Below are 26,008 nucleotides of genomic sequence, written 5' to 3'. Positions count from 1 at the left end.
AGGTCTTCTTATTTTACCTTTGAGGCTTCAGCATTTTATTTTTTCAATCCAGGAGACCATGGCGGTGAACTGCCCCTCTAACTTCACCCTGTCCTTAGCTTCTGTTAAGATGAAATGCTCTCCTTTTTTTACAGGAAGATCATTCATGGTGCCTTCTCCGTCCAGGATACTGACCAAGGTGAATCCAGGAAGCTTCTTGTCTGCTTCACCATGGACTTCCCATTTCTCCACCGTGAAGAAGGTGGAGTCCACATAGTGGGTGATGGTGAGGTTCTCCTCTTCCTGTACTGCAGGGTGTACTCGAGTCCCAACATGAGGCACCATGGCCACTTTAATGGAAGACTCGATATGAAGATCTCTCTTCTTCCCTTCATCATCCACACGGTCATAGTCATAGACCCGGTAGGTGGTGTCAGAGGACTGCTGGGTTTCCAGAACCAGCGTTCCTTTACACAGCGCATGGATGGTTCCTGAGGGCACGTAGAAGAAATCCCCAGGGTGAATGGAAACGCGAGTAAGGAGGCTGTCCCAGTTTCCTTTCTTTATCATCTCTTCCAGTTCTTTTCTTGTTCTTGCGGTATGTCCGAAGATGAGCTCAGCACCTTCTTCACAATCAAGAATATACCAGCATTCTGTTTTTCCTAAGTCATTTTCCACTTGCATGGCATACTCATCGTCGGGATGGACCTGCACACTGAGATCATTTTTCGCATCCAGAATCTTTGTGAGCAGAGGAAATACAGGAGAGTTGATCCTGCCAAAAAGGTCTCTATGGCTTTGATAGACTTCACTCAGCTTCTGTCCTGCTAAATCTCCATTCTCAATGAGGCAGTCTCCATTTCTGTGAGCGGAGATTGCCCAGCATTCTCCGGTGGTATCGCTGGGAATCTGATATCCAAAGTACTCTTCTAAGGCTCTTCCACCCCAGATCCTTTCCTGGAAAATAGGCTTTAGTTTTAATATATCCTGCATTTGGCACCTCGTTTTTGATATTTCAAATTCATAAGTCCCTCTCATTATACCGTAAATAGCCTGGAAGATGAAACTTAGAAATCAAATCTGGCATAGCTTCCGTCCTGAAGGAATACAAATGGCAGGATGAATGTAGAAAATTCAGAATCTATTATTGTGAAGTGAGGTTTATTATGATAAACTTATAGAAAAAAGAGGAGGATCAGTATGAGTGCATATAAACTATTTGAAGCAGAATATAATCTGATGGATATTATTTGGAGTCATGAACCCATCAATTCCACAGAACTTGTGAAAAAAGCAGAGGAAAGCCTAGGCTGGAAAAAATCTACAACCTATACCGTTCTAAGAAAACTGGTTCACAAAGGATTTTTGAGAAATGAAGAAGCAACGGTCAGTGCTCTGGTTTCCAGAGAAGATGCACTCTATGCTGAAAGCAAAGACTTTCTGGACCGGTTCTTTCAAGGCTCTCTTCCATCTTTTCTAGCTTCTTTCACAGGAGAAGGAAAGCTTTCTGAGAAAGAGCTTGCCGAAATACGAAAAATGATGGAGGAGGATAACGGATGAGAGATTTGTTCATCGCCATCCTCAGTCTATCGATTCAAGCATCTTATGTGGCTCTTTGGATCTTTTTAGTAAGAATGCTTCTGAAGAGGTTTCCGAAAATCTTTTCCTACGCTTTATGGAGCATTCTGCTCATCCGTCTTCTTTTGCCTGTTGGGATCAATAGTCCTGTGAGCATCCTGCCGGAGACTCTTGTGGCAGAAAAGGCCCAAGAAAGCATCACCATGGAGACCACAGAAACCTTCATTGAGGTTCCGGTACTGTTTCTGGGAGACAAGGCGTCCCTCGTAAAGGATCTTTTACTGGCTGATATTTTAGCCGCAGTTTACTTCGGTGTCCTTGGAATTCTGCTTCTTCATTTTGCCGGCAGTTTATGGAAAGTCCGAAGAAAGATCCAAGGGACAAAGCGGATATCCGGTGAGATATTCATGGGCAATGAGATAAAAAGACCCTTTGCCTATGGTGTCATACATCCCAGGATATACCTTCCGAAAGATTTAAGCGCAATGGAGAGAACCCATATCATCGAACATGAGAAAGAACATTTGAGAAGACAGGATCCTCTGATCAAGGCCATTTCTTATCTGATACTTCTTGTTCATTGGTTCAATCCCATCCTCTGGATTTCTTTCGTCCTCATGGTCCGGGATATGGAACAGTCCTGTGACGAGGCCGTTCTGAAAAGCATGGAGAAGCCTCAGCACAAAGCCTATATTGAAACCTTGCTCCGTCTTGAAATGAGAAAACCGGATCTGGTGCTTCTCGCCGGGTATTCCGCTGGGGATCTTAAGGGTAGAGTCCGGAATATCCTTCAGTATCGAAGCCCGAAAAAATGGGTCAGGGTGTTCTCCTTGATGCTTTTGGGGATATCAGCGGTACTTCTTTTGACAAATCCAGTGATGAAACCATCTGCTGAAATTATAGATGAACTCCTAGAAACAGAAGAGCAGCAGCCTATCAAAATAGAGTACCAAATCCAGCCCAAGGAAGTGGAAAGGGTATTCGGAGACCATCTGAAAGTTTATGAATATAAAAACTATATGTTTGTTGTGAGGGACACCGTGGAGAGAGAGGTAGGCTATGATAAAAACCGTGTGCTGACATTTCGTGATGTCCAGTGGGAGATGAAGGATGAAAAGACAGGGATGGTCCTTCATGAAGCGCGAAACTATGTGGCCGGAGACCAGATGATTGTGGAAGACCATTTAGATCAGGTGTATTACGATCGTGAAAGTGACAACACCTATCTGGTCTTTAACACCGGGGATGGAACCGAAGAATCCTTCTCTTATCCGGGATATCGGGTGAAGGACTTTGTGGAAGGAAATCTGTACCGCTTTCTCTTAGATGTGGTGCCGGTTTATCCTGAAATGGACCGGTTTGTTAAGCTTGAATTCCACGAACCAGAAGCACTGAAATAGGGGGAGATATGATGAAGATTGTTAAAATCCTGAAAAGAGAAGAAGAAGTAGACCAGAAATCCTATATTCTATGGACCTGGCCAGGTCCCATTCTACTGGCTTTTCTAATATTCCTGGATACGGAGCAAGGGGACCGGTTCATGGGCAAGTATTTGATGCATATGAGCGGAGCTCTGCTTGCTGGAGCATTTCTTTTCTTCCTCCTCATGCTGATTTTTGTCATCTTTCTCTCTGGAAGAAGATTTGTTATGTTTCAGCAGTCCGGATACCTTGCGCTGCTGATGCTTCTCATCCCCGCCTATTTCATCATATGGATCTATCTTGCTTTTCGAAAAGATCTCTATTATCTGAAAGAAAGCAGAGAAAAATAACGAAGAAAGAATGCATCATTCTGTGGATGCTGGGAGGATTAGTGTGAAAAAATATTGGCTCATCATTCTGGGCGTACTTCTTCTATTTGGAGCAGCCTGTGATAAAGAAAAGGAAATAGAAAACTACAACAGTTATCTTCAGACACCACGATACAGCGAAGCGCAAAAACGTGCTGAAATCGGGAATCTCTTTTATGAGACAGAAGAGAAGATTGGCATTCATACGTCATTTGGTGTATTTCTATATGATGTGGAAGAAGAAAAAATGCTGACGGCTTTTGACCTTAATGTGGAGAAAGCTTTTGGAGAGGGCGTGCTTTCAGAGACAAGACTCAGCAGTGATGAAAAAGGAATCTATCTTTTTGGCTTCACCCATGAGAAAACCATAGACGACTATTATTACTATTATGAGATTGCATCAGGAAGTCTCTTCAAAAAGAGTGGAAAGGCAGAGGAGAAAGACCTTTTTCCCTTACCGGACCAGAACCGGCAAGCCTTCACAACCACCAACTGGACAGCGGAAGACTTGGCCTATTATCCTGCAGGGAGCCTAGACCCCATCTACCCACTAAAGGGAGTACAGTAAGGTGTAAGGTCATACTTGGGAAAGTGCTTCTGAGAAAGTATCATCATGTAGCGTGAATGAAAGGAGATACCATGAAGAATTTCGTTGCTCTATTTTTCCTGAATATTATGATTCTGATACTGCTCCTTACAATGTTTAGTGATTCGCTACTCAGCGGATGGGGAATCATTCTGCTTTTTGCTCTTATGACAGCCATCCCCATGACCTTTATTCTTCATCAGATCGATACGCTGGATAATCTCACAAAACGTCTGGAAGAACTGGAGAAAAACAGTATCGTGCATACAGCTGATGAACCTAAAGAAGAAGAGCCTACCGTATAAAGAGTTTCCATAGAAAAGAGCTGGCAGCCATGAAATCATTCATAGATGCCAGCTCTTTTTTTGTATGCTCAATTCTTAAAATCAAAGGGTGGTCACCACATACCCTACGATGGCCACCAAGGTGAGACTGAGAAGATTCACGGCATTATTGGATACCAGTCTGAATCCTTTCTTCGGCAGGTCCATGGCATGGGCTGGAATGTCCTGCAGTTTTCCAGAAACATCCTCATATTTTCTTTGTAGGGATGCCCCTAAAACGCTGTCGATGATGGTGCCAAAGAAACCAAGAAGAACCCCGAGAAGATATTCTTCTGGGCCAAAGGCCAGCAGAATCGGAAGAGAAAGAAGGACACTTCCGACGATTCCCGCCACAAGACCCTGAAGGGTCACGCCACCAGAAACACCCATGGGCAGAGGCTTACCGGTGAGGATATGGAAGACCTTGCCTTTACTCATCATCCCGATCTCCGAGGAGAAGGTGTCTGATGCTGCGGCAGAGAAAACCGTGAAAGCAAGAAGCAGATAAATGGGCTCATCTGTGAAAAAGTAGATCCAAGAGAGAATCACAGCAGGAAGTGAGTTTGCCAGGACCTGCTTCCAGTTTCTGGCACCTGTATGTTCCTGGGTCTTTTCAGCTTCGCTCTTTTCTTTGGTTTTCATCTTGCTGACGCCGGTACCAAGAATAAAGAACAGAATGAGACTGGAGCCCAGAAGAAATCCGCCAAGGGTATATAAGGTCACAGCGGTGAGAAGAGCGGCCACCATTCCATCCGGGGTAATGGCCTCTTTTCTGAAGGCATAAACCAGTATGGCAAGGGCTGCTGCCAGATAAAGAAAATACGGCAGGGTGCCAAACTCCATGGTAAGGACTGCAAAAAGTCCGGATCCTATGGGGAGAGTCAGATTGTCGCAGCCTTTTTTCCCAGTGAGCTCCATGAAGGCAGAGAAAATACCATTCAGAAGTGCAATGAAGAGAATAAAGAGAAGACTGCGCTCTGTGCTGAAGTCCTTTTGGAAGTAGAGGAGACTGCCAAAAGTGGCTAAAAATGCCGCAGTGGCCACCGTCAGGCTTCCAGCCAATGACTTTAGAGGTGCAAAAGGAAACGGCTTTCTCTTACCCCATTTTTTACCGGTAATGGCGGCAAATCCGTCTCCGTAGGCCATGGTGAGGACACCGATATAAGGCAGCGCACGGAACCCAAGAATAAAACCAAGGCCGGAGAGGAAGAAGAGGCTGACTGCATAGTACACGGTTCCCAAGCTGTCATCGTTTCTTTCCATGGCCGAAATGAGCGTGTATTTAAGACTCAGGCTGTTGATGATGATAAAAGTGAAGGGCACGAGAACCACAGCCCAGAGCTCCGTGAAAAGAGGCGTTAAAAAAACCCAGTTGCCCACCAGAATGTGGACCACTTTTCGAGAGGTTTCTGAAGCGCCTTGACTTTTCTTTGCCACCACTGTGGCAATACCGATGACAAAGAAAATATAGGCCAGCGATGAAGCGAGACCGATGATGTTTTCCATATTTCTTATCCTTCCTTTAGTTCATTGCTGTGTTACAGAAGATCCACAAGACTCTTAGCCTTTAGTACCAGTTTAGCCCGGGTCATGGGATCTGTATAGCATCTTTTTGTGAATACATTATAGCGGGATTTCCGGATGGCTCCGTGGATGCCTTGATAAAGAAGTGCTGCAGATAACAAAGGGGTTCTTGCTGCAGGATGGAAATAGTGGAGATAGGAAGCGATGCCCTCATACAAAGGGTTTGCAAGTTCCATGAGATGCTCCACCATAGGGACAAACCCTGGAGGCAGAGACTCTTCGGTAAAGTGTTCTCCAAAACTCAGGGACCTTAACATTTCTTCTTTTATTCCATAGACTTCCAAAAGGTCTGAGGGCAGATAAATCCTGTCTCTTTCCCGAAGGTCTTCCCCCACGTCCCGCAGGATGTTTGTAATCTGCATGCCGATGCCAAGATCTTCACAAGATTTTAGAAAGTCCGGATCTTCAGCGAGCTTCTCATCCAGTGCCAAAAGAGGTACCATCATTCTGCCCACAGACCCCGCTACTTTCCGGCTGTATTCTTTGAGTTCCTCCAGAGTAGTGATCTTCTGAAAAGAGAGATCGCTTTTTTGTCCCTCTATCTGAAGAAGAAGTGCGTCTAGAGGAATTCCCCAGGAGGTCACAGTGTCCTCAAAGGCGGGCCAGAAACTTTCCTCCAAGGAAGAACTGAGATCTTCTTCATGATACAGGTTCTTCACGTTTCTTTCCAGCTCTTCCAAGGCCAGCAGCCTTTCTTCTCTTGTTTTCCCCAAAGCATCTCCATCTGCCAGGTCGTCTGCATAGCGGTTGAAGGCGTAAAGGGCGCAAACCCCTAGAAACCTTTCTTCAGGCAGTCTTCTGAAAGCTTCATAAAAGCTTTTGGCACGGTGCTTCATGATGTCTTCTGCGGCTTCATAGGAGCGCTGAAGGACATCTTCTTTTCTTTCTTTTTCCATCACTTGAAGTCATCTCCTGGTTCGTCCCGTCTCAGCTCCTCAGCGCAGATCTTTCCAGACTGAAGGACGATGGGGACCCCTGCACCAGGATGAGTGCTGGATCCTGTGAAGTAGAGTCCTTCCACTTCCATGGATTTGGCCTGGGGTCTCCAGTGGTTGCTCTGCCGGAGGGTGGGCTGAAGTCCAAAAGTAGCGCCTCGATAGGCAGAAAAAGACTGCTCAAAGTCTTTTGGGGTAAAGATTCTTTCTAAAGTCACGTCCTCCCGGATGTTCTCAAGGCCCGGGATCTTTGAGAGGGTTTCAAAAGCTTTCTCCCGGTAATGGCTGATGGTCTTCTCGTTCCATTCATAGGTGCCAGTGCCAAGCTCTGACACAGAAATCAGGGTATAGAAACTGGATTTGCCTTCCGGTGCCATGGAAGGATCCACCTGGGAGGGCACATGAAGGTAGATGGAAGGATCTTCAATGAGACGTCCGTCAAAGATTCTGGTAAGATTGTCATCCAGATCCTTAGAAATCACAAAGGTGTGCGGTGCAAGCTTTTCATAGGTTTGATCCATACCCCAGTAAAACACGAGGCAGGAGCAGGAGTAGTCCATGCTGTCGATCTTTTCTTTGGTGTATTTTCCTCTGGCGCTGTCCTCTTTGATGAGGTGGGTCATGGTGTAGGGGAAATCCGCATTGCTGATGACATAGTCTGATGTCACTGCCTTGCCCTTCACAGAAAGTCCCAGGGCTTTTCCACCCGCGATGAGAATTTCATCCACCTGATGATTGTAGTGGATTTTACCGCCAAGCTCCTCAAAGAGTCTCGCCATGCCTTGTGCCATGGTGTGCATCCCGCCTTCAATGAACCAGACGCCATAAAGAAGTTCAATCATAGGGATGATGTTGTAAAGAGAGGGTCCTTTCTGTGGAGATACCCCGATATAAAGGGTCTGGAAAGAAAGCATCTGCTGAAGATCCTTGTCCGGCATGAAGGAGGCCATCATATGGTCCGCGCTGTCAAAGGTTTTGAGCTTCAGCGCCTGCTGCATCATAAAAGGATTGTAGATGTCTTTTTTGCTCCGGAAGGGCCTCGTGATGAAGTGATCAAGAGCCACCTGATATCGGGTGTAGATTTCGGAAAGATACTGAAGAAAGCCTCTGGCATTCTCCGGTCCTTTCTTTTCCACCATCTCCATGAGCTTTGTGAGATCCGAACTTACTTCATAATGTCTGTAGGGTTCATCTTTGAAGTACACCTCATACATAGGATCCAGTTTCTTCATGGGGATGTAGTCATCGGGATTTCTTCCTGCCAGGGCGAAGACTTCCTGATAGATGGAAGGCATCATGACCAGAGTCGGTCCCACATCAAAGGTGAACCCTTCGGCTTGGATCTGATGCATTTTGCCTCCGGGCTGTGGTCCCTGTTCGTAGATCTCCACCTCATACCCTGCATGCTGCAGCCGTATGGCTGAAGACAGACCGGCCATGCCGGCTCCGACAACTAATACTTTTTTTCCCATTACTTTTCCTCCGTTCTTCTGTAAGTCTTATTTGATTTATGATGTTAAAGCTTCCAGTGGCCTGTAAGATTATAGCCAATCTGGCGGGATACTTTTAAAAACACTTCTTTCTCTGGTTCCGTGATTCCGCTGAAACACTGTTCTTCCCAGTCTCTCATGATTTTCTTCAGCTCTGGCATCAGTGCGGAAGACTTTAAAGTGAGATGACAGTTTTTTATCCTGAGGTCGCCTTCCTCTTCTTTCCGTTCCAGAAGATCCTTTTCTTCCATTTCTTTCAGAAGCTTCGCCACATTGGCTTTATCCGTCTGAAGAAAGGGAATGAGTCTTCCCTGGGAGATGCCCGGAACCTGATCCACAACAAGAAGCACCACCATGGAACGCCAATCCAATTGAAGGGGCTGCAGCATCTCATCCAGAATCTGTTTTCCGTATTTGTGAAAGACACTGATTGTACAGATAAACATGTTCTTCCTCCTTAATTTTTCACTTGGTTGTATTATACAACAGATATACTGTTTATAGGAGTAGAGAAGAGGAAGAAAAAAAGCATCCCGTGAGCAAAAAACAGAAAAAAACCACTGTAAAGCTTCAGCTTAGGCAGTTACAGCACTTCTAAGATTCTTCAGGAAGGAAGCTTGAAAGTGGAAATATCACATAATGTAATTCTGCAGAAGGAATATGTCAAAATGTGATTTGATTTACTGGAGCAGAAGGAGGACCAAGGTCTTTTCATGATAAAAAATGATTTCGACGATCTTTCTAAAAGAGAATAAAAGAAAATCTTCTGTTCCCTCTAATAATTATTGTAAAACAATAATTTTGATGATACACTAAGAACAATAATTATCGTTTTGCAATAATTAAAAGAAGGTGTGTTGTATGCTTCCATCCAAAAAGTTCTGGACCATCAGTGCGGGGATGCTCTCCTCGATTCTTCTCCTTCTGCTTCTGTTTCGCAGAAATTCTCCAGAACTGTTTCTTTCCGCTTTCTCTTTTCCTCTCGTGCCCCTCGCAAAGATCTTGAGAAGTCTTTCCTTAAAGGGAGGATTTTATAATGTGCTGGCCTGGCTTCTTTATCTGGATGTGTCGTTGTCTCCTTTATATGTGCTGTTCCTCAGACGAAAAAAAGAGAGGAAGTTACGGGAACTGATTTTAGCAGCTGGAAGTGGGCTTCTTTTTTTATCCTTGTATCAGCTGATGAATCCAAAAGGGTTGGCAGCGCTTTATGGAGACGTTGGCGGGGAGACAGTTTTTTCCACGATCATGGGCGGAATGCTGTATTCTCTTCTCTTTTCTTACATCGTTCTGTCTGCACTTCAGGCCCTAAAAGAACAGGACCGTACCGGTCTTTTTGCCTATGGTCAAGGAGCACTTTATCTCATGTTTCTTCTTTTTGTTTTTCAAGTGATGGGACCTCTGCTGTGGCAGTGGATCTCTAAAAGTGAAACCCTCATCCAAGGAAATACTGCAATGCTCGGTGGTCTCTATGGAAATGACAATCTTACCATCAGCCAGTTTTTCCTTCTGTTGCAGTTTTTACTGGGCGCTCTTCCGTACCTTCTGGGTATCCCACTTCTTTATCGGGGAGCGAAGCTTCTGGAAATTTCAAAAAAAGGGACTTCAGAAGAGACCATGGCCCTCTCAGAGCGGCTTGGAAAAGGGAGTGTTACGCTCATCCAGACGACGGTTCTGATGAACCTTTCCTATCACTTCCTGCAGCTGCTTCTTCTTGGGAACATCCTTTCCATGGAAGTGACCCTCCTACTGCCTGTTCTGCCCATGATGGCATCCATCGGGATCTATCTTCTGACAGTGCTTTTGAAGGAAAACAAAGCGCTGAGAGAAGACAACGACCTGTTCATATAAAAAGGAGGGAGTTTCTTGGCGATTAACGTGCATCTGGATGAGATGCTGAAAGAGCGGGGCATGACAGCAAAGGAGCTTTGCGGTCTTGTGGGGATCACAGAAGCCAATCTCTCCATTTTAAGAAGTGGAAAGGCGAAAGGCATCAGGTTCCATACGATAAACCGAATCTGTTATTTTCTTGGGTGTGATGTGGGGGATCTGTTGAAGTTTGATGGGGAATTGGAGGAGGAAGAATATGAAGCGTAGATTTTTGATTGGTGGTCTCCTATTGGGGATCATGATGATCACAGGATGTCAGCTGGCGAAAGAGGAGGAGCAGGTTTCCAAAGGAAGGTTCATCGGGGTGTACCTACGGACAGACCGGATGGGTCATCTTGCGGAAGAAGATCTTCCAGCAGTGGTCTATGATGAAGAAACGGAAACCTATGAGGTGAAAGAGGAGAAAGGATATTTCTTTTTTTCTCCTTCTGTAACAAAAAAAGATGGAGAAAGTTATCAGGAGCAGGTCACCAGTGGCCATCTTTCAGACATGAATATCACTGCCAGCGTGGGAGAGGGAGGCGGAACCGCGTTAGATGTGGAGGCGGTGCTCTACTTCACAGAGAAAAATCAGATTTTCTATCCCTACCGGATTCGCCAGGATGAGAACGGAGAGGTTTTCATGCAGCGGTCTGATGACATGGGCTATCAAGTGGATCATCTCAGTGCGGTGATGCTTTCAGAAGATGCCTCCTATGACGAGATCGGAAACAACGAAGGATATCAGATGAAGTTCAAGGTGAGCTTTCTGTATAAAGCTGCACCGGAAACCGTTAGAATTTTTGAGATGGGAAAAGACCATACCATCAGAAAGGAAACAGTGATTCCTTCTTCTGAGAATCTGGAAGAGTACAGACCAGAAAAGGATACAGCTTATCTTCTCTTGGAGTATGAAACTTCTTCAGAAGGAGAAGACTCGATAGAAAGGCTTCTTGTATCCAAGGAGGAAGAGTCCTTCCCTCTTTATGAGGAAGCGGATGGAGTTCTTCTAAAGAAGCTTGTGCCCATCCTTTGGGAAGAATAAGGAAGGTTATGACCGGAAGCTGTGAGATGCTCCGGTCTTTTTTCTTTTCCATGCGATTTGGTTACTATAACCAAAAGAAGGGATGTTTTTTTAGCTGTTTTGTGGATGGGTTCTTCGTTCTTTTCCGTGATAAAGTTATTCGTAGAAAAGGATTTCAGAAAGGAAGGATTATCATGAAAACAGCAGTTATTGCGATAGGCGGAAATGCCATCATCATGGAAGGGCAAAAAGGAACCATCGAAGAACAGTTTGAAAATGTAAGTAAGAGTTGTGACCATATCATTGATCTACTAGAGGAAGGATACAATGTGGTACTGACCCACGGAAATGGACCTCATGTGGGAAATTCCCTGATCAAAGGAGAAGCGGGGAAGGATCTTGTGCCTGCGTATCCCATGGATGCCTGCGGCGCAGAGACCCAAGGGCTTCTAGGCTATGTCATCAAGCAGAGCCTCATGAACAGAATGAAGGAAAGAGGCCTGACGAAAAAGATTGCTTCCCTGGTGACCCAGGTGGAAGTGTACGGAACAGACCCTGCCTTCAAGAATCCTACAAAACCAGTGGGACCTTTCTTCACCAAAGAAGAAGCAGATGTTCTCATGGCAGAAAAAGGGTATGTGATGAAGGAAGACAGCGGACGTGGATACAGAAGAGTAGTGGCTTCTCCAAAACCTCAGGAGATCATCGAGAAAGAAGCGGTTAAAGCTCTGGCGGGTCTTGGATATCTCGTCATCGCAGCTGGCGGCGGCGGAATTCCTGTCATTAAAGATGTGGAAGACCAGTATCGCGGCGTAGAGGCGGTCATCGATAAAGATTATGCATCCGCACTGCTTGCTCTGGAAATTGATGCAGATCTTCTTGTGATCCTTACGGGTGTAGAACAGGTGGCAATCAATTTTGGCAAGCCTACACAGGAGAACCTTTCTGTCATGGATGTGGAAGCGGCAAGAAAACACATGGCCGATGGACAGTTCCCTGCAGGAAGCATGGGTCCCAAGATCGATGCGGCTCTTTCCTTTGTGGAGGCCACAGGCGGGGAAGCACTCATTACTTCCATGGATCAGCTGAAGCGTGCCATTAAGGGAGAAACAGGAACAAGAATCGTCAAGTACTAAAGAAAATATCATAGAAAAACAAAAGAAAAGGTCTGGATTTATGCCTCAAAAAGCATGAATCCAGACCTTTAAATTTGCATCGTACATCTTTATAGATTCTACAAATCCAGCAGCCGGTAGATCTTAAGAGCCAGCTGGTATTTGAGGATCTCATCGGAGTCTTTCAGATCCGACTGAAGGATGGTGGAAATCCGGTCCATCCGGTAGAGAATGGTATTTCTATGGGCAAAAAGAGCACGGGCGGTTTCGGCCACATTGAAGTGATGGGCAATCCAGGATTCTAATGTGGGCAGAAGCTCACTTTTGTATTTTTCGTCATACTCATGGATGGGGCCCAGCGTATGCTGGAAAAACTGTCTCATCTCCGTAGGATCGATGTTCTCTTCCAGGAAGTGATGCACAATAAAATCTTCAAAATGAGAGATTTTCTTCTCCGTAGGAGATTTTTTAAGGAGTCTTAAGGCTTCCTTGGCTTCCCGGAAAGACTTATGAAGATCCAGAAGGTTTTTGGCGGTTTTTCCGATCCCCATGGAGAGACTCACATTTTTTATGGAGATTTCAGCGTCAGTCAGGAGCTCCTCCCCCAAGGACTTCATAAGGGAGATGGAATGGTCCTCTTTGGTTTTCTTTCCCAGAAGAAGAATGATTTGTGTATTTTGACTAAAAGCATGAAGAACGTAGTCTTTCTGTATGGCGTAGTCATCTATAAAGCGGAGGGTTTCTTTGACCTTTTCGTCTTCCTCCCGTTTTCTCTCAATGAGGTTCTCCATGGAATATTCACTTTCCAGAGAAACGGAGAGAATCATGGGTGTATAGGAAAGACTCGGATTGAGACCATGGACCTCGCACAGGTAAGTGAGATTTTCCACATCCTTGATCTGACCGGATAAAAGCTCATCAAAGAAATCTCTTCGGATTCTGTTTTTCGTTCTTTCCAGTTCATTGTTCCGGATTCTTTCCAGGGCAAAGGACATGGCTGCATTCTCCAGAGCAATGAAATCTATATCCTGGAGCTCTTTCAGCGTATTCCAAACAAGGATATACCCATGGTGCTGCACGCCGATGGAAACAGGCATCAGCACGAAAGGGATCTCTACGTCATGGAGGGTGGTGGAACGGACGAGTGGTTTTTGAAGACTTTCAAAATCCATGGGAAGCGTCCGGATGAACTCATCATCCACAAAAGACTTGGACATTTCCAGAGGAAGAAACTCCGTCACTGGATGTGGGTCTTTCTCCTGAACTTCCCATAGGAGTACGTTCCAGTATTTATCCATAAGTATCACAGAATTTCCGATCATGGAGGAAAGACTCTGACAGATTTTTTTGAGGCCACCGCTGTGAAGAGAAATCCGAAGAAACTCCTCGTGGATCTCCAGAGATTTTTTATTGATCACATCATAGTTCTCAGATGTTTCTGCCAGAACAAAGGTGGATATCTTAGCAAAAGACATGCCGTAGGGAATCTCAATGATGGGCATTTTGTATTTATTTCCCAGTTCCAGAATACAGTTCGGTACAGTGCCGAAATAACGCTTCGGCTTGATGCACAGTGCGGGACAGTTGAGATTCTTCAGCTGCTTCATCACTTCCTTTTGGCGTTCTTCACTGTCTTTGAAGAAATAACCGGAAGTGACCAACATCTCTCCTGGGGAAAACCAGTCAAGAGCATCGGGGTTGTCCATAATATTGACACTGGAGATCACATGGTCGAGTCCCTCTTCGCCGGATACCAGCTTGAGATCCCGAAGTGCTGGAAGTTTTAAAAGTTGCCTGACTGTAAGCATGGTCGATACACCTCGATTTGTTAAAAAATTCATAAGTTAGATACATTATAGGCTTCCTCATGAAAAAGAACAATGACTTTGTTTCTTCTGCACAAACAGAAAGTGAAATCTTAGGTGATATCAGCTAATGATGAAATTGTTTACAAAGGATAACATAGAACATGACAAAGGAAATTTCCTTCCAGAATGTGTGTCTTCGACAGGGTACCCGGGTTCATGCAGGAGGAGGAAAAGAGAGTCCAATATTTTGAACTTATTTTTAGGAGGTATATTATGGCTCAACTACTTGGCTGGAAAAAAGGCGACTGGGGTGCATACTTCGGGCTGCTTGCCAATAATCTTACAAACTTCTTTACCATGGCGGGACTTCTGATTTTTACCGTTGGCATGCCCGCGGAATTTGTCTATAAGAGAATTGCACCTGGTTTCGGACTTGCTATATTCACTGCAGGATTCTTCTACTGGTATGCAGGAAAGAACCTGATGAAGAAAACAGGACGAACGGATGTCACTGCACTCCCTTCGGGACCTAGTGCACCCTCGATCTTCATCGTTGTGTTCATGGTCATCATGCCTATCGCGAAATCCACTGGCGATGTGTACTATGCTTGGCGTGTAGCTCTTGGCTGGTGTTTCCTGGAAGCGCTCATCGAACTTTCTGGCGCATTCATTGGAGACTGGCTGAGAAGAATCATCCCAAGAAGCGTTCTTCTATCCGCTCTTTCTGGACTGGGACTTCTGCTTCTTGCTATGAACCCAATCCTTCAGTCCTTTGAAGCACCTTATGTAGCATTTGTTGTTATCGCTGTCATCTTCATCAACTGGTTTGGTAAGAAAGCGGTATTCCCTAAGATTCCTACAGGATTCCTGATCCTTGCCATCGGTACTGTACTGGCTTGGCTCTTTGGACAGATGGATGCTTCAGGCATCACAGAAGGTCTGAAGCAGATTGGCTTCTCCTTCCCAATTCCACAGTTTGGAGATCTTTTCAAAGGCATTTCCCCTGCAATGGTATTCCTGATTTCAGCGATTCCACTGGGTGTCACAAATTTCATCTTCACCCTGGAAAACATTGAATCCGCTTCTGCAGCAGGCGATGACTTTAACGTAAGAAACATAATGCTTGCCAACGGAATCTCTTCTATCATCGGAAGCTTCTTTGGTTGTCCTTTCCCAACCACTGTATACATCGGACATCCTGGCTGGAAATCCATTGGTGCAGGTATCGGATATACCCTAGTGACTGGTTTCACTGTATTTATCATCAGTATCTTAGGTCTTGGTGGTCTCTTCCTAGGAATTATTCCGCTGAGTGCTGTATTCCCAATCCTCTTCTATGTAGGAATCGTTGTAGCAAGACAGGCTGCCAATGAAACACCAAAGATTGAACTGCCTGTTGTGTTTGTATCTCTATTCCCATGGATCGCCAACTGGGCACTGACCCTTGTGAACAACACCTTGAGTGCAGCTGGAACCAACGCTGGACAAGTAGGATTGGAAGCCTTCACGAAGGCGGGCGTATACCATAGAGGACTGGTCGCTCTTGGCAGCGGCGCACCCATTTCCAGTATCGTTTGGGGATGTCTCGTGGTCTTCGCCATCAGAAATGATTCGGTGAAAGCCATCATCACAGCAGTGACTGCAGCAGCTCTGACCTATACCGGTGTCATCCACTCCCCAGGAGTAGGATTTGGTCTGCAGCCTGAAATCACCGTAGGATACCTTCTCATCGCTGGTCTTTTTGCCTACAAGTTCTTTGCAGACAAGAAGGGCCTGGCTGGAGAAACCGATATGCCGGATCAGACCGCTTAAGAAGATACAGAAGAGAAAAGATGAGGAAGGAAGCCTTTGTATGAAAAGGCTCCTTCCTCCCATTCCAAAAGTAAGGAGAAATGACAATGAATGACGAATTACTGCGCCAAGCAGGTCTTGAAAACATAGAAGAAGTGGCACGGCTCATTGAAGAGGGTGCATTCATCGATGTCCAGGACAAAGATGGGCGTACTCCACTGATGATTGCTGTTCAGAAGAACAATCTGGAACTGGCAACGCTTCTACTGGAAAAAGGAGCAGACCTGAACATCCGTGACAACACCATGCTGAGCCCTTGGCTCTGTGCAGGAGCCAACGGGTTCCACAGAATTCTGGAGAAGGCTCTGGCGTACTCACCAGATCTGAAGTCCGTGAACCGCTTTGGCGGCACCGTGCTTCTCCCAAGCTCTGAAAAAGGATACCTTAAGACCGTAGAAGTGGGCATCAAGGCTGGCGTTCCTGTGAATCACGTGAACGATCTTGGCTGGTCCGCCCTTCAGGAAGCAGTGATCCTTGGCAACGAAAGTTTTCTTTACAGTGATATTGTAAGAAAACTCATGGAAAACGGAGCCCGTCCCCATGATGTGGATCACGATGGCAACAGCCCCATAGAAGTAGCCAGAAAAAGAGGCAATGAGAAGATCCTTTCTATCCTGGAACAAAGAGAGCCAAAGAAGGTTCCTGCTGTGCTGGAAGCTAGACGTCTCATAGAGGAGAACCATTATGAGGAAGCGCTGAAAGTACTCGATACCCTGGTGAAGGAAGAGAGAACCGCTCTGGAAGCCTATTACCTGAAAGGGTATGTCTACACACTGAAGGTAGAATATGACAAGGCTCTGGAAGCCTATCTAGAAGGGGCAAAGCTGCCAAAGGCACTTCCTGAATTCTACTTCTACACTGCAAACACCTTAAGACTCATGAAGAAGAGCGAAGAAGCCCTTCGTGAGTATGAGAAAGCCATCGAGATGAATCCACAGGACTTCTTCTACAGATACCATATGTCCAACTACTTGAGAGAACTGGGCATGCATGAAGTAGCGGTGAAAACCATGGATGATCTTCTGGAACTGGACCCACCACGATATGACTACTATTTCCATAAGGCGAACAGCTTAAGATCCTTAGGCCGTCATGAGGAAGCGGTGGAAGCCATGGACAAGGCCATTGTTCTGGATAAAGCGAATTCCCTTTATGTATTCCACAAGGCGCAGTCTCTTCATCTTCTAGGACGTCTGGAAGAGGCAAAAGAGCTGCTGAACCTGGCGCTTTCCATGAAGCAGGCTCCTGTATATGAAGCAGAACTTTCCAGAGTGGAAGAAAAACTGGAAGCCCGATAAACCTTATTTTTTGAAAGTATAGCAAGTAGAGGAGGACATAGAGATGGAAGCCCTGAAGATTCATGATGCGCTGGACAGACTGCTGACTCAAGGACCCATCAGGGGTCAGGTGCACAGTGTGTTTCAGAAAGCGCTGAACATCATCGATGAGGAGAACCATCTCTATACCCTGCTCACTTCTGAAATGGATGACGGACCTCTGGCCGTTACCTTATCCCTGAAGAGTTTCGAGGAGTCTCCTTTTATAAAAGATCAGAGGATCCTCATGACAAGAGAAGAGCTTCGCATTCCAGGGCATCGCATACCTTTGGAGAATGCTTCCCGGTTTTCTCTCCTCTTTCCTCCCTATGACCCATCCCCCTGGTGTTATAGATTGATACAGGAAACAGAAAGCATACTGGAGAGAGAAAATCAACACGGAGGTTCCCCTTATGAGAGAGCTGTGGAAAAACTGCTTCATGAACGGCTGATGGATCTTACCGATGCCTTCCAGAAGGAGGATGAAGATCAGATTCTCTCGTTTTCTAAAAAGCTCATTGGGCTTGGACCTGGGCTTACCCCCAGTGGAGATGATGTGCTTCTTGGCATGATGCTCGTACTAAACCTTCCGGGAAATCCATATGAAAAATATCTGCCGCTTTTTGACCAGGTGCTTTTAGAAGCCCGGGACGAGACAAATCTCTTGAGCTTCCATGGCCTCGCAAGAGCACGGGAAGGCTTTGTAAGGAGAAATCTCCTGGATTTCATAAAGGCCATTCTGAGAGAAAAGGAGATTGAAAAAGAAAGAGAACAGGTTAGAGCAATTGGACACACTTCTGGCCAGGATATTCTTTTAGGAGTCCTGAGCTTATTAAAAATATGTTTGGAAAAGGAGAAATGAAATGGCAATTAAAACCATCATCAAAAAGAATACTTATTTTGATTCTGTATCCCTTATGGCACTTTCTACCAAAGCCAATGGTGTAGAAGGCGTCAAGCAGGTGAACATCGCCATGGGCACCAGCATGAACAAGGATGTTTTAAAGAACACAGGTCTTCTTCAGAAAGAAGCAGAAGAGGCAAAGCCTGGAGATCTTATGATCGTCATCGAGAGCGAGGAAGGCTACGATCCAGAAGAGCTTCTCGTAAAAGTAGAAGAAGTCATGCAGAGAAAAGAAGTCCAGGGAGAAGAGAAGGATCTTACATACAGCAGTGTAGAAGCCGCTGTAAAGCATCATAAAGATGCCAAGGTTGCAGTGATTTCCGTACCTGGCGCTTACGCAGCAAGAGTGGCAAAGAAAGCCATCCGCGAAGGTCTTCATGTCATGATGTTCAGTGACAACGTGACACTGGAAGAAGAAATTGAACTGAAGAAAGAAGCGCATGAAAAGGGTCTTCTTGTCATGGGACCAGACTGCGGTACCGCAATACTTAATGGAAAAGGACTTTGTTTTGCCAATGAGGTAAGACGTGGATCCATCGGTATCGTTGCAGCTTCAGGAACAGGCGCACAGGAAGTCAGCGTTCGTATCCATGACTTTGGCGGCGGTGTTTCCCAGCTCATCGGAACTGGCGGAAGAGACCTGTCTAAAGAAGTAGGCGGCATCATGATGCTGGACGGCATCAAAGCACTTCAGGAAGATGAGGACACCAAGATTATCATTCTGGTTTCCAAGCCACCCGCAAAAGAAGTTGCAGACAAGATTTATGCAGAAGTACAGAAGAGCGAGAAGCCTGTAGTCATCTGTTTCCTTGGGGGAGACCAGAAGGAAATCGAAGCTTCAGGAGCGATTTATGCAAAGACCACCAAGCAGGCAGCGCTGAAGGCTGTGATTCTGTCTGGTGTTCCAGAAGAAACCATCAACAAGCATTCACTCAATATGCCACTCATTGAAGAAATCAAAGCTAAGCTGAATCCAGAGCAGAAATATGTAAGAGGCCTCTTCTGCGGCGGAACCATCTGCCAGGAAGTTGCATACCTTGTAGAAGAAGCTGTTGGACCTGTATACAGCAACATCTCCAAGAAGGAAGCTTATAAGATCGGACCTATGGAAGCAAGCAAAGAACATACCTTCATCGACTTTGGAGATGACAGCTTCACACAGGGAAGACCTCATCCAATGATTGATCCATCCTTGAGACTGGACCGTATTGTGAAGGAAGCGAAAGATCCAGAAGTTGGCGTCATTGCCATTGATATGATCCTTGGATACGGCGCTCATATGGACCCAGTAGGTGCTACACTCCCTGCCATCAAGGAAGCAAAGGCCATTGCAGCAAAAGAAGGCAGACATCTGGAGATCCTTGCCTTTGTATTAGGAACTGAGCTGGATCCACAGGTCTTTGACGATCAGGTGGAAAGACTCATGGCAGAAGGCGTGACCATATCCAGCAGCAGTGAGAACACTGGACTCTTATCCAGAGGATTTGTGTCAAAGGAGGAGAACTAAAAATGGTAAAAATCAACGAATTATTCAGCAGTGAACTGGAAGTTGTCAACGTAGGACTGGAGATGTTCAAAGAAGATCTCAACAGCCAGGGGGTAAAGGTATCCCAGGTGAATTTCATGCCTCCAGCAGACGGAGATGAAGAAGTCCTGGCTGCACTGGATTATCTGGATACTCCAGGAATCCGTGAAAAGATTGAAGCAGCAAACAAAGATGTAGTAGAAAAAGTAGTTTCTTCCAGACCTGTTCTCATCGGCTTTGATCAGGCGATCAACGTCATTCCAGGAATGAAGAAGAACATGATCATTCATGCCGGCCCACCAGTGGCTTGGGAAAACATGTGTGGTGCCATGAAGGGAGCCGTGACAGGAGCGCTGGTTTTCGAAGGATTGGCAAAAGACATTGCGGATGCAGAAAGACTGGCAGCTTCTGGAGAAATTGAATTCTCTCCATGCCACGAGCACAGTACCGTTGGATCCATGGCGGGCGTCACTTCTCCTTCCATGTATGTGCACATCGTAGAAAATAAGACCTACGGAAATGTTTCTTATACAAACCTCAGCGAGCAGCTTTCAAAGATCCTCAGAATGGGTGCCAATGACGAAAGTGTTATTGAAAGACTCATCTGGATGAGAGATGTTCTAGGCCCAATGCTGAAGGAAGCCATGGAAATTGCAGGAGAAATCGATCTGAGACTTCTTCTTTCCCAGGCTCTTCATATGGGAGATGAGTGCCATAACAGAAACGTAGCAGGTACTACACTTCTGATTCAGGCACTGACCCCTTACCTGGTGCAGACCAGCTTCTCCACCAAAGACAAGGTGGATGTGTTCAACTTCGTGGCATCCTCTGACTACTTCTCCGGACCTACTTGGATGGCTCTGGCGAAAAATGCCATGGACGCTGCCCATAATGTGGAATACAGCTCCATCCTGACCACCATGGCCAGAAATGGATATGAGTTCGGTATCCGTGTCAGCGGACTGGAAGGCAACCAGTGGTTCACTGGACCAGCTCAGGTGGTTGTAGGACCTCTCTTTGCAGGATTCAAGCCAGAAGACTCAGGCCTTGATATCGGAGACAGTGCGATTACAGAGACCTATGGTATTGGCGGATTTGCTATGTCCACAGCGCCAGCCATCGTTTCCCTGGTTGGTGGAACTGTAAATGATGCCATCAACTACACCAAGAAGATGGGTGAAATCACCACCACTGAAAATCCAAACGTGACCATTCCAATCCTGAACTTCCAGGGTATTCCAACTGGAATCGATCTGAGAAAAGTTCTGGAGACAGGGGTTCTGCCACTCATCGATACTGCCATTGCTCATAAAGAGCCAGGTATCGGTATGATCGGCGCAGGTGTTGTAAATCCTCCAATGGAGTGCTTCAAGAAGGCAGCACTGGCCCTGGCAAAGAGAATCAAGGAACTGGAAGCATAAGATCGTTTTATCCCTCATAGACCATCCCTCTCATTTCAAAACCCCATTCTTTCAAAGGAGATCTCCTGAAAGAATGGGGTTCTTTTTATGCTAGTATATCCTGGTGAAACAAGAAATCTCCGGTTTAAGGTGTTTGCTCAAACCGGAGACTCTAGCTGTAAAATGGAAGAAGCGCCCAAAAATTAAATCAAGGGAAGGAATGTTTGATTTCAAGGCGGAATTGGAAAAGACACTTCTCCCAAGGGTTTACACTTTTATGATACAGCAGGTAAAGGTTACATCCTAGACTTTTTTTGAATGAAGTGCATATTTATGCAAATTTTGTGAGTTTGATATTTAGGGAGTTAAATAATGAGAATCTGGAAAAAGAAAAGTGTTGAGATTCTAAGAAAGAATGTGAATCACCGTAGGATAGAGCACTGGTGTTTCTCCGGAAAAAAGATTATCCTAGATATAAGAAAAGTGCATGAGGAGTGAAGTCAATGCCACTGGAACTGATTAGAGAAGATATCACCAGAATGAAAGTTGATGCCATCGTCAATGCAGCCAATGAGAGCCTGCTTGGTGGAGGGGGTGTGGATGGAGCCATCCATCGAGCTGCAGGCAAAGATCTTCTTGAAGAATGCAAGACTTTAGGAGGATGCAGAACAGGAGAAGCTAAAATCACCAAAGGATATGATTTGCCTGCGGACTATATCATCCATACGGTGGGGCCGAGATATGTGGATGGGAACCATGGGGAAGAGGAACTCTTACAAAGCGCCTATAGAAACTCTTTACTGATTGCCAAGGAAAAGGGTCTTCAGAGCATAGCCTTTCCTCTGATTTCGGCGGGGATATACGGATATCCCAAGAAAGAAGCCATGAAGGTAGCAGTGGATACCATCAGAGCCTTTCTGAAGGAAGAAGATCTTCTGGTATATCTGGTTCTTTTTGATAAAGGAGCCTTCCTGATTTCTCAAAATCTCCATGACGCTGTAAAAAGCTATGTGGATGACCATTATGTGGAGGAAAAAGAAGGGTATTTCAGCAGGGACAGAAAAGCACAAAGCAGAGCCTACCAAATGGAAATTCTGAAAGATCTGCCTGTGATGGGCGTAGAGGAAGCGTTCCGAGCACCAGGGAAGGAGAGAAAACTGGAGGAGCTTCTTCATAGAAAGGAAGAGACATTCAGCAGGATGCTCTTAAGGCTCATCGATGAAAAAGGGTATACGGATACAGAAATTTATAAAAGAGCCAATATGGACAGAAAACTGTTTTCTAAAATCAGGAAAGATGAAGACTATCAGCCCAGCAAAAAGACGGTGCTGTCTTTGGCGGTGGCGCTTTATCTCTCCATGGATGAAACAGAGGATCTTCTAAGAAGAGCAGGGTATGCGCTTTCAAGAAGCAGCAGGTTTGATCTCATTCTTTCCTACTTCATCGAAGAGGAGAACTATAATATTTTCGAAATCAATGAGGTGCTTTTCAGCTTCCTGGAAACGACGCTCACCAGTTCCTGAAGATGTCGCTTTTGAGGCGACCCCATCCGATGAGATGTCCTGTATGCTAAAAGCATAAAACATACAGGAGGAATCAGCAATGAAGAAGAATTACACAGAACTGGTCTTTATTCTGGACAGAAGCGGCAGTATGGCAGGACTTGAAAAGGACACCATCGGGGGATATAACGCACTTCTTGAGAAGCAGAAGAAGGAAAAAGGAAGGGCAAGAATCACCACGGTGCTTTTTGATGACCGGTATGAGCTGCTGCATAGAATGATGCCGCTGAAAGAGGTTTTGCCTCTAACAGACAAAGAGTACTATGTCAGAGGTTCCACAGCCCTTCTGGATGCTGTAGGACTGACCATCAGTGAGATGATTGCGGTGCATAAGAATGAAAAGCCGGAAGAAAAACCGGGTAAAGTGCTCTTTGTCATCACCACAGACGGATATGAGAATGCCAGCAGGGAGTTTACCCAGGAAAAAGTAAGAAAGATGATCGAAACACAAAAGACGAAGTATGGCTGGGAGTTTCTTTTTCTTGGCGCGAACATTGATGCAGAAGAAGCTGCCGAACAGTATGGAATTGGCAGAGACCGCGCTGTAACCTATCATGCGGATGAGAAGGGCACAAGACTCAATTATTCGGTCATCAGTGAAGCTGTAAGCAATATGAGAAACAGCAGCCAGATGGATCCCAACTGGAAAAAGAAAATAGAGGAAGACTTTGAAAAAAGAAAAAAAAGGCCATAGAATCATGAGATTTCGGGAGAAAGGTGCAGCAGCACCTTCTCTCTTTTTTTTTGTGAACATCCATTGAATATCATAGGTTTTTTCAAGCTATCCTAGTATAATATAAATAGTATTTTATACACCGCTTATACACCGCATGTGGAAGGATTTAAATCATATGAATGAACAGAATTTAATGAGTCTTGGGGAGTTTATTACTGCTCTTCAAGCACTGCCTTATCCTGCAGCACTTTTATTGGAGAAAAATAAAGAAGAAGTCTTTTTTCTCGGCAGAAACCGGGCTTTTTCTTCATACCTGGAAATTCCGGAAAACCAGGACACGCGGCCGGATCCCAAGAACTGCCTGGATGTACTGAATATCCAGCTGGAAGATAAGAGCAGGCACCCGCTCATTCATCACGGTGGACATACTTTTCCGCTTAGAACAATGACTGCAAAAGGGAAGCCTATGTCTGTCACCGCCAGAATCATTCCTCTGAGGGAGTTGGCGGGAGAAGTGCTGTCTCTATTGATTCTGGAAGATAAAAGAGAGCAGGACAGGCTCCTTCAGAAACTGAACAAAATCCATCTGCAGTATGATGCTTTTTTTGAACAGAGTCCAGACATCCACTACCTCATCGATACCAGAGGATATTTTCTGGAGATGAATCTCAAAGGGGCGGAGTATTTTAAAAGAACGAAGGAAGAGATCATCGGTCTTCATTATCTTGAGGTGATCCATGAATTGGACCATAGACTTGTGAATGAGTATTTTGGCAAGGTCCTTGAAAAGCAGATTGCCCAGGTAGAGCTCCGCTCTGTGAACAAAACGGGAGATGTGGGATATCTTGATATCACGGCCATTCCTGTCATCATCGAAGGAGAAGTCATGGAAGTCTTTGGAGTCGCCAAGGATATCTCCAAGAGAAAAGACATGGAGATTGAGCTGTTGGAGAGTGAGGAGCGCTACAGGTCTCTTTTTGAGGATAACATCGATGCCGTGGTCACCTATGATCTGGAAGGAAACTTTCTGCATCTTAATAAAGCCACAGAAGAACTCATGGGCTACAGCGCAGAGGAGCTCATCGGGAAGCCTTTTCTCCCTTTTATTCTGCCAGAGTACCAGCAGTTTACCTTAAAGGAGTTCTCCAAGGTTCTAAATGGACACTCCATCCGCTACGAAACCGCCATGTTCAATAGAAAACAAGAAGTGGTGCATCTTCATATCACCGTAATGCCTCTGATCATCGGGGGGGAAATGAAAGGCATCCACTGCATCGGAAAGGACATCACCAACCGGAAGAATATGGAGCGCTCCCTGAAAAAGGTAGCCTATCAGGACCATCTGACCCATCTGCCCAACCAGAGAGCTATGATGGAAGACTTTGACCGTCTTCTGGAGGATGAAGCGAGGATTGGTGTTCTGGTTCTGGATCTGGACCGTTTTAAATCCATCAATGACAACTGGGGTCATGAAGTGGGAGATGAGCTTCTAAAGGCAGTGTCCCAAAGACTTCTTTATCATGTCCATGACCATAGAGCAAAGCTCTACCGTTATGGTGGGGATGAGTATATTTTTCTTTATGGATTTACAGAGCGGAGCGAAGTGGAATCTTTCGCCGAGAATCTTCAAAGCCTCTTTAAAGATCCTTTCATCATTCATTATGCTGAAGTCAGTGTGTCTTCCAGCATTGGAATCAGCTTGTACCCGGAAGATGGTGAAGATCTGGAGACACTGCTTAAAAAGTCAGACAATGCCATGTATTATTCTAAGAAAACGGGAAGAAACCATGCCACCTTCTATGGGACCAAGGGCATGGAGAGGGAAGATGAGGCTCTCCGGATGGAGCTCCTGCTTAAAGAAGCCATGAAAAAAGAAGAGTTTTCCCTGGTATATCAGCCTCAGGTGGAGCTTTTAAGCGGGAAGATCACTGGAGTGGAAGCCCTTCTCAGATGGCACAGTCAGGAACTGGGCACGGTTCCTCCCAATCAGTTTATAAAAGTGGCGGAAGACAGCGGTCTCATCATCGAACTTGGCAACTGGGTAACAAAGAAAGCCCTTTCAGATTTAGCCAAGTGGAATCAGCTGGGATATCAGCTGGAAATGTCGGTGAATATTTCCACCCATCAGTTTTATCATCCTGAGTTTCTTCTATGCCTCGAAAGAATGATCAAGGACGAAAAAGTTCCACCCAGCCAGCTGGTGCTGGAAATCACAGAGTCCATTGCTTCCCATGCAGAAGTGGTTCAGAAGGAGCTGCAGAAGATCAAAGAGCTGGGACTGAAAGTAGCCATCGATGATTTTGGCACCGGATACAGCTCCTTGAAATATCTGAAGGATTTTCCCATTGACTACTTAAAAATCGACAAATCCTTTGTAGATGGTATTGAGGAGGATGATAAGAGCAGGGATATTGTATCCACCATCATCACTTTGGCCCATAACCTGGGGATGCTCACGGTGGCAGAAGGAGCTGAAACCAGAAAGCAAGTGGATTTTTTGAAGATGGAAGGATGCGACAGTGTGCAAGGATATTACTATGGGAAACCCATGACAGAAGCTTCTCTTCTGGATTTTCTTACAGTGTATGAACCCCACAACTAGCGAGCATCCTCTACTCCAATAACCCGAAAAAATAAGAAAGGCAGGAGAATCTTGGTTCTCCTGCCTTTCTCATTGAAAAAATCCATCGGATTTTT

23 protein-coding genes are annotated in these 26,008 nt (G+C 45.5%); 17 read left to right on the top strand and 6 right to left on the bottom strand.

Going from position 1 to position 26,008, the window contains the following annotated elements; genetic code table 11:
- Positions 1 to 27 precede the first annotated feature (27 nt).
- The gene (gene manA, locus BM243_RS08370; RefSeq protein ID WP_074911919.1) at positions 28 to 972 is read right to left on the bottom strand and encodes a mannose-6-phosphate isomerase, class I; all 945 of its coding nucleotides are present in this window, start codon (positions 970 to 972) and stop codon (positions 28 to 30) included.
- A 207-nt stretch (positions 973 to 1,179) separates the two neighbouring features.
- Here manA and BM243_RS08365 point away from each other — a divergent pair, with 207 nt between their 5' ends.
- The 5 genes from BM243_RS08365 (at position 1,180) to BM243_RS08345 (ending at position 4,237) form a co-directional block, all read left to right on the top strand.
- Positions 1,180 to 1,539 carry a BlaI/MecI/CopY family transcriptional regulator gene (locus BM243_RS08365; protein ID WP_074911918.1) on the top strand — a complete coding sequence of 120 codons (360 nt, stop codon included), beginning with the start codon at positions 1,180 to 1,182 and terminating at the stop codon, positions 1,537 to 1,539.
- Complete coding sequence (locus tag BM243_RS08360; protein ID WP_074911917.1) at positions 1,536 to 2,957, top strand: M56 family metallopeptidase; 1,422 nt, start codon at positions 1,536 to 1,538, stop codon at positions 2,955 to 2,957. Before BM243_RS08365 ends, BM243_RS08360 begins: the two co-directional genes overlap by 4 nt.
- 8 nt (positions 2,958 to 2,965) lie before the next feature.
- The gene (locus BM243_RS08355; RefSeq protein WP_177213488.1) at positions 2,966 to 3,328 is read left to right on the top strand and encodes a hypothetical protein; all 363 of its coding nucleotides are present in this window, start codon (positions 2,966 to 2,968) and stop codon (positions 3,326 to 3,328) included.
- A 43-nt stretch (positions 3,329 to 3,371) separates the two neighbouring features.
- Entirely contained in the window at positions 3,372 to 3,914 is a 543-nt protein-coding gene (locus BM243_RS08350) for a hypothetical protein (protein ID WP_074911915.1), read from the top strand.
- A gap of 71 nt (positions 3,915 to 3,985) precedes the next feature.
- The gene (locus BM243_RS08345) at positions 3,986 to 4,237 is read left to right on the top strand and encodes a hypothetical protein (RefSeq protein WP_074911914.1); all 252 of its coding nucleotides are present in this window, start codon (positions 3,986 to 3,988) and stop codon (positions 4,235 to 4,237) included.
- An 81-nt stretch (positions 4,238 to 4,318) separates the two neighbouring features.
- Here BM243_RS08345 and BM243_RS08340 read toward each other — a convergent pair whose 3' ends face one another.
- Genes BM243_RS08340 through BM243_RS08325 form a run of 4 tightly spaced genes read right to left on the bottom strand, consistent with a single transcriptional unit; the run spans position 4,319 to position 8,710 of the window.
- On the bottom strand, positions 4,319 to 5,761 hold the full coding sequence (locus BM243_RS08340) for a DUF92 domain-containing protein (RefSeq protein ID WP_074911913.1): 1,443 nt from the start codon (positions 5,759 to 5,761) through the stop codon (positions 4,319 to 4,321).
- Positions 5,762 to 5,793: 32 nt separating this feature from the next.
- Positions 5,794 to 6,735, bottom strand: coding sequence for a phytoene/squalene synthase family protein (locus BM243_RS08335; protein WP_074911912.1), 942 nt, complete (start codon positions 6,733 to 6,735; stop codon positions 5,794 to 5,796).
- Entirely contained in the window at positions 6,735 to 8,246 is a 1,512-nt protein-coding gene (locus tag BM243_RS08330; RefSeq protein WP_074911911.1) for a phytoene desaturase family protein, read from the bottom strand. The genes BM243_RS08335 and BM243_RS08330 overlap by 1 nt, the downstream gene beginning before the upstream one ends.
- Before the next feature lie 44 nt (positions 8,247 to 8,290).
- A complete protein-coding gene (locus BM243_RS08325; RefSeq protein ID WP_074911910.1) occupies positions 8,291 to 8,710 on the bottom strand; it encodes a MarR family winged helix-turn-helix transcriptional regulator in 420 nt (139 codons plus the stop codon).
- A gap of 415 nt (positions 8,711 to 9,125) precedes the next feature.
- On the opposite strand from BM243_RS08325, the gene BM243_RS08320 reads away from it, so the two are divergent.
- The 4 genes from BM243_RS08320 (at position 9,126) to arcC (ending at position 12,290) form a co-directional block, all read left to right on the top strand.
- The gene (locus BM243_RS08320) at positions 9,126 to 10,112 is read left to right on the top strand and encodes a hypothetical protein (protein ID WP_074911909.1); all 987 of its coding nucleotides are present in this window, start codon (positions 9,126 to 9,128) and stop codon (positions 10,110 to 10,112) included.
- A 15-nt stretch (positions 10,113 to 10,127) separates the two neighbouring features.
- Positions 10,128 to 10,358 carry a helix-turn-helix domain-containing protein gene (locus BM243_RS08315; protein ID WP_031576925.1) on the top strand — a complete coding sequence of 77 codons (231 nt, stop codon included), beginning with the start codon at positions 10,128 to 10,130 and terminating at the stop codon, positions 10,356 to 10,358.
- Positions 10,348 to 11,175, top strand: a complete 828-nt coding sequence (locus BM243_RS08310; RefSeq protein ID WP_074911908.1) for a hypothetical protein — start codon at positions 10,348 to 10,350, stop codon at positions 11,173 to 11,175. The genes BM243_RS08315 and BM243_RS08310 overlap by 11 nt, the downstream gene beginning before the upstream one ends.
- A gap of 173 nt (positions 11,176 to 11,348) precedes the next feature.
- Positions 11,349 to 12,290: a carbamate kinase gene (arcC, locus tag BM243_RS08305; RefSeq protein WP_207646181.1), complete on the top strand. Its 942-nt coding sequence runs from the start codon at positions 11,349 to 11,351 to the stop codon at positions 12,288 to 12,290.
- Positions 12,291 to 12,388: 98 nt separating this feature from the next.
- Here the strand turns inward: arcC and BM243_RS08300 are convergent, their stop codons facing one another.
- Positions 12,389 to 14,077, bottom strand: coding sequence for a PucR family transcriptional regulator (locus BM243_RS08300; RefSeq protein ID WP_074911907.1), 1,689 nt, complete (start codon positions 14,075 to 14,077; stop codon positions 12,389 to 12,391).
- Between the two features lie 273 nt (positions 14,078 to 14,350).
- Here BM243_RS08300 and BM243_RS08295 point away from each other — a divergent pair, with 273 nt between their 5' ends.
- The 8 genes from BM243_RS08295 to BM243_RS08260 all read left to right on the top strand — a co-directional run bounded on the left by BM243_RS08295 (position 14,351) and on the right by BM243_RS08260 (position 25,913).
- The gene (locus tag BM243_RS08295; protein WP_074911906.1) at positions 14,351 to 15,889 is read left to right on the top strand and encodes a xanthine permease; all 1,539 of its coding nucleotides are present in this window, start codon (positions 14,351 to 14,353) and stop codon (positions 15,887 to 15,889) included.
- 86 nt (positions 15,890 to 15,975) lie between these two features.
- The gene (locus BM243_RS08290; protein WP_074911905.1) at positions 15,976 to 17,226 is read left to right on the top strand and encodes an ankyrin repeat domain-containing protein; all 1,251 of its coding nucleotides are present in this window, start codon (positions 15,976 to 15,978) and stop codon (positions 17,224 to 17,226) included.
- Between the two features lie 43 nt (positions 17,227 to 17,269).
- Positions 17,270 to 18,106, top strand: coding sequence for an oxamate carbamoyltransferase subunit AllH family protein (locus tag BM243_RS08285; RefSeq protein ID WP_074911904.1), 837 nt, complete (start codon positions 17,270 to 17,272; stop codon positions 18,104 to 18,106).
- Between the two features lies 1 nt (position 18,107).
- On the top strand, positions 18,108 to 19,655 hold the full coding sequence (gene fdrA, locus BM243_RS08280) for an acyl-CoA synthetase FdrA (protein ID WP_074911903.1): 1,548 nt from the start codon (positions 18,108 to 18,110) through the stop codon (positions 19,653 to 19,655).
- A gap of 2 nt (positions 19,656 to 19,657) precedes the next feature.
- Positions 19,658 to 21,094 (top strand): YlbE family protein, encoded by a 1,437-nt coding sequence (locus BM243_RS08275; RefSeq protein ID WP_074911902.1) that lies wholly within the window; start codon positions 19,658 to 19,660, stop codon positions 21,092 to 21,094.
- Positions 21,095 to 21,576: 482 nt separating this feature from the next.
- The gene (locus tag BM243_RS08270) at positions 21,577 to 22,596 is read left to right on the top strand and encodes an O-acetyl-ADP-ribose deacetylase (RefSeq protein WP_074911901.1); all 1,020 of its coding nucleotides are present in this window, start codon (positions 21,577 to 21,579) and stop codon (positions 22,594 to 22,596) included.
- Between the two features lie 79 nt (positions 22,597 to 22,675).
- Positions 22,676 to 23,329, top strand: a complete 654-nt coding sequence (locus BM243_RS08265) for a vWA domain-containing protein (RefSeq protein ID WP_074911900.1) — start codon at positions 22,676 to 22,678, stop codon at positions 23,327 to 23,329.
- Positions 23,330 to 23,486: 157 nt separating this feature from the next.
- Entirely contained in the window at positions 23,487 to 25,913 is a 2,427-nt protein-coding gene (locus BM243_RS08260) for a sensor domain-containing phosphodiesterase (RefSeq protein WP_074911899.1), read from the top strand.
- The last annotated feature ends 95 nt before the right edge of the window (positions 25,914 to 26,008 follow it).

It is taken from the genome of Proteiniclasticum ruminis, assembly GCF_900115135.1.
GTDB lineage: Bacteria > Bacillota > Clostridia > Clostridiales > Clostridiaceae > Proteiniclasticum > Proteiniclasticum ruminis_A.
This window is presented reverse-complemented; position numbering and strand designations above follow the sequence as displayed.

Coding starts and splice junctions, on each gene's coding strand:
- BM243_RS08260 (WP_074911899.1), top strand. CDS start 23,487: ATGAATGAACAGAATTTAATGAGTCTTGGGGAGTTTATTACTGCTCTT.
- BM243_RS08325 (WP_074911910.1), bottom strand. CDS start 8,710: ATGTTTATCTGTACAATCAGTGTCTTTCACAAATACGGAAAACAGATT.
- BM243_RS08290 (WP_074911905.1), top strand. CDS start 15,976: ATGAATGACGAATTACTGCGCCAAGCAGGTCTTGAAAACATAGAAGAA.
- BM243_RS08335 (WP_074911912.1), bottom strand. CDS start 6,735: ATGGAAAAAGAAAGAAAAGAAGATGTCCTTCAGCGCTCCTATGAAGCC.
- fdrA (WP_074911903.1), top strand. CDS start 18,108: ATGGCAATTAAAACCATCATCAAAAAGAATACTTATTTTGATTCTGTA.
- BM243_RS08310 (WP_074911908.1), top strand. CDS start 10,348: ATGAAGCGTAGATTTTTGATTGGTGGTCTCCTATTGGGGATCATGATG.
- BM243_RS08285 (WP_074911904.1), top strand. CDS start 17,270: ATGGAAGCCCTGAAGATTCATGATGCGCTGGACAGACTGCTGACTCAA.
- arcC (WP_207646181.1), top strand. CDS start 11,349: ATGAAAACAGCAGTTATTGCGATAGGCGGAAATGCCATCATCATGGAA.
- BM243_RS08345 (WP_074911914.1), top strand. CDS start 3,986: ATGAAGAATTTCGTTGCTCTATTTTTCCTGAATATTATGATTCTGATA.
- BM243_RS08265 (WP_074911900.1), top strand. CDS start 22,676: ATGAAGAAGAATTACACAGAACTGGTCTTTATTCTGGACAGAAGCGGC.
- BM243_RS08300 (WP_074911907.1), bottom strand. CDS start 14,077: ATGCTTACAGTCAGGCAACTTTTAAAACTTCCAGCACTTCGGGATCTC.
- BM243_RS08330 (WP_074911911.1), bottom strand. CDS start 8,246: ATGGGAAAAAAAGTATTAGTTGTCGGAGCCGGCATGGCCGGTCTGTCT.
- BM243_RS08365 (WP_074911918.1), top strand. CDS start 1,180: ATGAGTGCATATAAACTATTTGAAGCAGAATATAATCTGATGGATATT.
- BM243_RS08275 (WP_074911902.1), top strand. CDS start 19,658: ATGGTAAAAATCAACGAATTATTCAGCAGTGAACTGGAAGTTGTCAAC.
- BM243_RS08320 (WP_074911909.1), top strand. CDS start 9,126: ATGCTTCCATCCAAAAAGTTCTGGACCATCAGTGCGGGGATGCTCTCC.
- manA (WP_074911919.1), bottom strand. CDS start 972: ATGCAGGATATATTAAAACTAAAGCCTATTTTCCAGGAAAGGATCTGG.
- BM243_RS08360 (WP_074911917.1), top strand. CDS start 1,536: ATGAGAGATTTGTTCATCGCCATCCTCAGTCTATCGATTCAAGCATCT.
- BM243_RS08355 (WP_177213488.1), top strand. CDS start 2,966: ATGATGAAGATTGTTAAAATCCTGAAAAGAGAAGAAGAAGTAGACCAG.
- BM243_RS08295 (WP_074911906.1), top strand. CDS start 14,351: ATGGCTCAACTACTTGGCTGGAAAAAAGGCGACTGGGGTGCATACTTC.
- BM243_RS08340 (WP_074911913.1), bottom strand. CDS start 5,761: ATGGAAAACATCATCGGTCTCGCTTCATCGCTGGCCTATATTTTCTTT.
- BM243_RS08270 (WP_074911901.1), top strand. CDS start 21,577: ATGCCACTGGAACTGATTAGAGAAGATATCACCAGAATGAAAGTTGAT.